Source organism: Streptomyces silvae (assembly GCF_016745505.1).
GTDB lineage: Bacteria > Actinomycetota > Actinomycetes > Streptomycetales > Streptomycetaceae > Streptomyces > Streptomyces silvae.
In genome coordinates this window covers 1-4525 of the sequence record NZ_JAERUC010000073.1, presented here as the reverse complement: position 1 = coordinate 4525, position 4525 = coordinate 1, and the positions used below count along the sequence as shown (strand labels likewise).

General features: G+C 70.9%; 5 protein-coding genes. All 5 read left to right on the top strand.

What is annotated here, in order from left to right:
- Window positions 1-46: 46 nt before the first annotated feature.
- The 5 genes from JKV81_RS09585 (at window position 47) to JKV81_RS09565 (ending at window position 4343) form a co-directional block, all read left to right on the top strand.
- Complete coding sequence (locus JKV81_RS09585) at window positions 47-949, top strand: bifunctional DNA primase/polymerase (RefSeq protein ID WP_202075402.1); 903 nt, start codon at window positions 47-49, stop codon at window positions 947-949.
- A complete protein-coding gene (locus JKV81_RS36140) occupies window positions 946-1296 on the top strand; it encodes a hypothetical protein (RefSeq protein ID WP_307820509.1) in 351 nt (116 codons plus the stop codon). The genes JKV81_RS09585 and JKV81_RS36140 overlap by 4 nt, the downstream gene beginning before the upstream one ends.
- Window positions 1293-2540 (top strand): DUF3631 domain-containing protein, encoded by a 1248-nt coding sequence (locus JKV81_RS09575; RefSeq protein WP_202075401.1) that lies wholly within the window; start codon window positions 1293-1295, stop codon window positions 2538-2540. Before JKV81_RS36140 ends, JKV81_RS09575 begins: the two co-directional genes overlap by 4 nt.
- A gap of 166 nt (window positions 2541-2706) precedes the next feature.
- Window positions 2707-2892: a helix-turn-helix transcriptional regulator gene (locus JKV81_RS09570; protein WP_030635885.1), complete on the top strand. Its 186-nt coding sequence runs from the start codon at window positions 2707-2709 to the stop codon at window positions 2890-2892.
- A 71-nt stretch (window positions 2893-2963) separates the two neighbouring features.
- On the top strand, window positions 2964-4343 hold the full coding sequence (locus JKV81_RS09565) for a tyrosine-type recombinase/integrase (protein WP_202075400.1): 1380 nt from the start codon (window positions 2964-2966) through the stop codon (window positions 4341-4343).
- The last annotated feature ends 182 nt before the right edge of the window (window positions 4344-4525 follow it).

Here is a 4525-nt window from a genome sequence, read left to right as displayed (position 1 = left end):
CCGCCCTCGTCCAGCAACTCACTCACGAGAACTGGAGACATCCAGCATGACCCATCACGCCCCGTCCGCGCTGCTGTCCGCAGCCTTACGAGCCGCCGAGCAGGGCTGGCACGTCTTCCCGCTCCGGCCCGCCGACAAGCGGCCCGCGCTTCACGGTGAGTCCGTCTGCCCCCTGGTCGGGGACTGCGCCAGTGGTCACCGCAAGTGGGAGCGGCGCGCCACCACCGACCCCGACCGCATCCACCGGGCCTGGTCCGCCGGCCGGTTCAACGTCGGGATCGCGACCGGCCCGTCCGGGCTGGTCGTCGTCGACCTGGACATGCCCAAGCCCAACAGCAGTACGGACACGCCTGGCGGCGTGACGACCTTCGGGGCGCTCTGCGAGCGCACCGGCCAGGCCGTGCCCGCCACCTACCGGGTGCGGACCGCGAGCGGTGGAGAGCACCTGTACTTCACCGCCCCGGACGGCATCCGGCTCGGCAACACCGCCGGGTTCCTCGCCCCGTCGATCGACACCCGAGCCTGGGGCGGGTACGTCGTCGCCCCCGGCAGCACCGTCAACGGCCGCGAGTACGAGGTGATCCACCACGCTCCGGTGGCCCCGTTGCCGGGATGGCTGCTGGACGCTCTCAAGTCCGAAGAGCGGCCCACCGGGCCCGTGCGGCTGTCCGTGGCGAAGCGGGGCAATCGGGCTGCTGAGACCGCGCTGGAGCGGGAGACCGCCCTCGTGGCAGGCACCGCCGAGGGCGGCCGTGAAGCGCAGCTCTTCGAGAGCGCCCGGAAGGTGGCTCGCTTCGTCGGTTGGGGCGACCTGGCGCGGGACGAGGTGGAGGAGGCATTTCAGAGGGCGGGTGAGGCGGCCGGACTCCCGGCTTCCCAGTGCCGCTCGACTCTGCGCAGCGTTCTGAACTGGTCCCTGCGCACCTGCCGGCCGAGGGAGACGACGTGAGCTCCCGGCCGAGTCCCCCTCTGAAATGCCTGCCCTCCACCCCCACCGGCCCCTACCTCGCCGAACCGGCCCTGGCCGTCACCGGGGGTGGTGCGGCGAAGGGCGTCGCCGAAGGCGTCCCATCTGCTGTTCGCCCTGACCAGCAGATGGGAGACGGCCGCTACGCCATCGCCTGGCTGACCATCAGCGCGCCCCGCGGCGCGGTCCCGACCGCGACGAGCGTCTGCGCGTGCGGCCGCAACCGGTTCGCCGCCGGCCGCCGCAAGGCCCTGGCCCTGATCGAAGACCACACCCGCCACCGCGACCTCTGCCCGCTCCGCACCCACCAGGAAGGCGCCGCCGTATGAACGCGACACCACCCGCACCGCCCCTCGACGGCGCCACCGTGCTCAACGACGTGGAGAGCTTCCACCGCAGGTTCAACGTCTTCCCCACCGAGGCCGCCTACGTCGCCGTCACGCTCTGGGACGCTCACGCGCACCTGGTGGAGTGCTTCGAGACCACACCCCGGATCGCGTTCCTCTCCCCGGAACCGGGCAGCGGGAAGTCCCGGGCCCTGGAGATCGTGGAACTCCTCACCCCCCGGCCGGTCAGCACCGTCTCGGCATCCGCGAACGCCCTGTACCGGCTCGTCGACTCCGCCGCCGGTCTGCCCACCGTGCTCTTCGACGAGGTGGACACCATCTTCGGCCCGAAAGCCGGGGCAGACGAGGCACTGCGCGGCTTCCTGAACGCCGGTTACCGGCGCATCGGCGGTGCCCTGCGGTGCGTGGGAGAGGGCTCCAACCAGAACGCGCAGGTCTTCGGCTCGTACTGCGCGGTCGCCATGGCCGGGCTCGGCTCCCTGCCCGACACAGTGCTCACCCGCTCCGTCATCATCCGCATGCGCAAGCGCGCCCCGAACGAGCGAGTGGAGCCCTACCGGCAGCGCATCCACGAGAAGCAGGGCCACGAACTGCGCGACCAGCTCGCCGCGTGGGCCGACACCGTCCGCGACCAAGTCGCCGACGCCTGGCCCGAGATGCCCGACGGCGTCACCGACCGGCCGGCCGACGTCTGGGAGCCCCTCCTCGCCGTCGCCGACGCCGCCGGGGGCGACTGGCCCGCCCGGGCCCGGACCGCGTGCCTGGAACTGATCAGCGCCGCCCACGACAACGACGAAGCCTCCCTCGGAGTCCGGCTGCTGACGGACCTGCGCGACCGGGTGTTCTGCGGCGCGGATCGCGTACCCACCGCCGTCGTTCTGGAAGGGCTGCTGGCCATGGACGACGGCCCGTGGGGAGATCTGGACGACAAGCCGATCAACTCCCGCACCCTGGCCCGGTTGCTCGCCCAGTACGTCACCCCCGCCAACAAGCCCATCAAGCCGCGCGGCATCCGTACGCCATCCGGCTTCCCCAAGGGCTACTACGCGGAAGACCTCACGGACGCCTGGACGCGGTACTGCCCTCCGCCCCCGGAGGAATCCGCCACGTCCGCCACATCCGCCACACCGCAGGTCAGCCGGGTTGAATCCGTGGCGGATAGCCCCACAGCCATCCGCCACACGTCTGCGGAATCCGCCACACCGCTCTTCCCGGTCGCGGGCTGAACCCAGCTCCACTAGGTGCTGCCACACCGCGTGTGTGGCGGCACCTATCCGCCACAGAATCGCTATCCGCCACAAACGCAAGCCTCTGACCTGCGATGTGGCGGCGTGGCGGACGTGGCGGATCCACCAGAGCCAAGAGACCACGCGCTCAAAGAGGAGTCGCACCATGGCCAGCCCGCAGATGCTCAAGCTCCCCGAAGTCCTCGCCGAACTCGCCATGAGCCGCGCCGCGTTCTACCGCATGCGAGCCCGCGGCAAGGCACCCAAGCTCATCAAGCTCCCCAACGGCCAGCTCCGCGTGCGCCGTGCCGACCTCGACGCATGGTGGCGCGACCTCGAAGCCGCCGCCTGACCGTCCACTCCCCCGCCAGATACCCGAGGGCCCGCCGGACCGGCGGGCCCTCGGCCTGTTCCAGGAGAACCATGCCCCTCACGTACGACGTGCGCCTCTACTCGATCGAAGTGCGGCGGGACCGGCCCAAGCCCTACCGGCTGCGGTGGGTGGTCGGACAGCGCAAGCACTCCAAGAGCTACCAGCTCAAGGCCCAGGCCGACGGCCGGCGCTCGGAGCTGATGGCCGCCGTCCGGCGCGGCGAGCAGTTCGACGAGGAGAAGGGCCTGCCGACCTCCGAGCTACGCGCTCTCCAGGGCTCGATCACCTGGTACGCGCACACCCGCGCATACATCGATCGGAAGTGGGCGGCAGCGCCGGCCAAGTCCCGGAAGAACTACGCGGACGCTCTGGCCACCATCACCCCTGCGCTCGCGAAGTCGGCCGCTGGGAAGCCTGACGCGGCACTGCTTCGGCGGGCGCTGTACGGATGGGCGTACAACCGCAACCGCTGGAACGAGGAGCCTCCGGAGGACGTCGCGCAGGCTCTGCGGTGGCTGGAGAAGAACTCCCTGCCAGTGTCCGCACTCGAAGACGCGGCCACCGTCCGGCTGGCGCTGGACGCCCTGGGGCTGAAGATCGACGGAAAGCCCGCGGCTCCTCGTACCGCCCGACGCAAGCGCGCGTGCCTCAGCGACGTCCTGGGCCTGGCCGTCGAAGAGCGCTACTTCACCATGCCGGTGAACCCGCTGACGACCGTGAAGTGGGTTGCGCCGAAGTCAGCCGAGGAAGTCGATCCACAGAGCGTCGCGAACCCGCGCCAGGCTCGCTCGCTTCTGCAAGGCGTCCGCGAGCAGGGGCCCCGCGGCGAGCACCTCGAAGCGTTCTTCGGGTGCCTGTACTACGCCGCCATGCGGCCGGCGGAAGCGACCGCCCTCCGGGACTCTCAGTGCCAACTCCCGGAGACGGGGTGGGGCACGCTGACGCTGCGCGAAGGGGCCGTACGGGCCGGTCGTAACTGGACCGACGACGGCGAGGCCCACGAGATGCGGCATCTGAAGGCGCGGGCGGTCAAGGACTCCCGGCCGGTGCCGATCCCGCCGCACTTCGTGCGCCTGCTGCGTCAGCACATCGCGACGTATGGCGTCGCCCCGGACGGTCGGCTGTTCCGGACGAGCCGCGGTGGCCTGCTCCAGGAGACCGGGTACGGCGAGGTCTGGGCACGGACGCGGAAGGAGGTACTGACCGAGGGCGAGCACGCGTCGCTCCTCGCCCGCCGCCCATATGACCTACGTCACGCCGGAGTTTCCTTCTGGCTCAGCTCCGGAGTGGACCCCATGGAGTGCGCGCGGCGGGCCGGCCACACCATCGCCGTCCTCTTCCGCGTCTACGCGAAGGTGCTCGCACAGACCCAGCAGCGGGCCAACGACCGGATCGACGCGGCGCTGCGGGAGTGGAACGAGCCGGAGTGAGCCCGTCCCCCGGGGGACGGCTGGGGGACACACCCTGATCAGGGGTGGGATTCGGGTGAGACAACGTGGGATTCGGGGGCCTACCGGCGCGCTCCGCAGCGACACTTGCACACATGCAGAAACCCCGCCCGACCTGGTGTTTAAGCAGGTCGGACGGGGTTTCCCGTCCTGTGGCGGCGCCA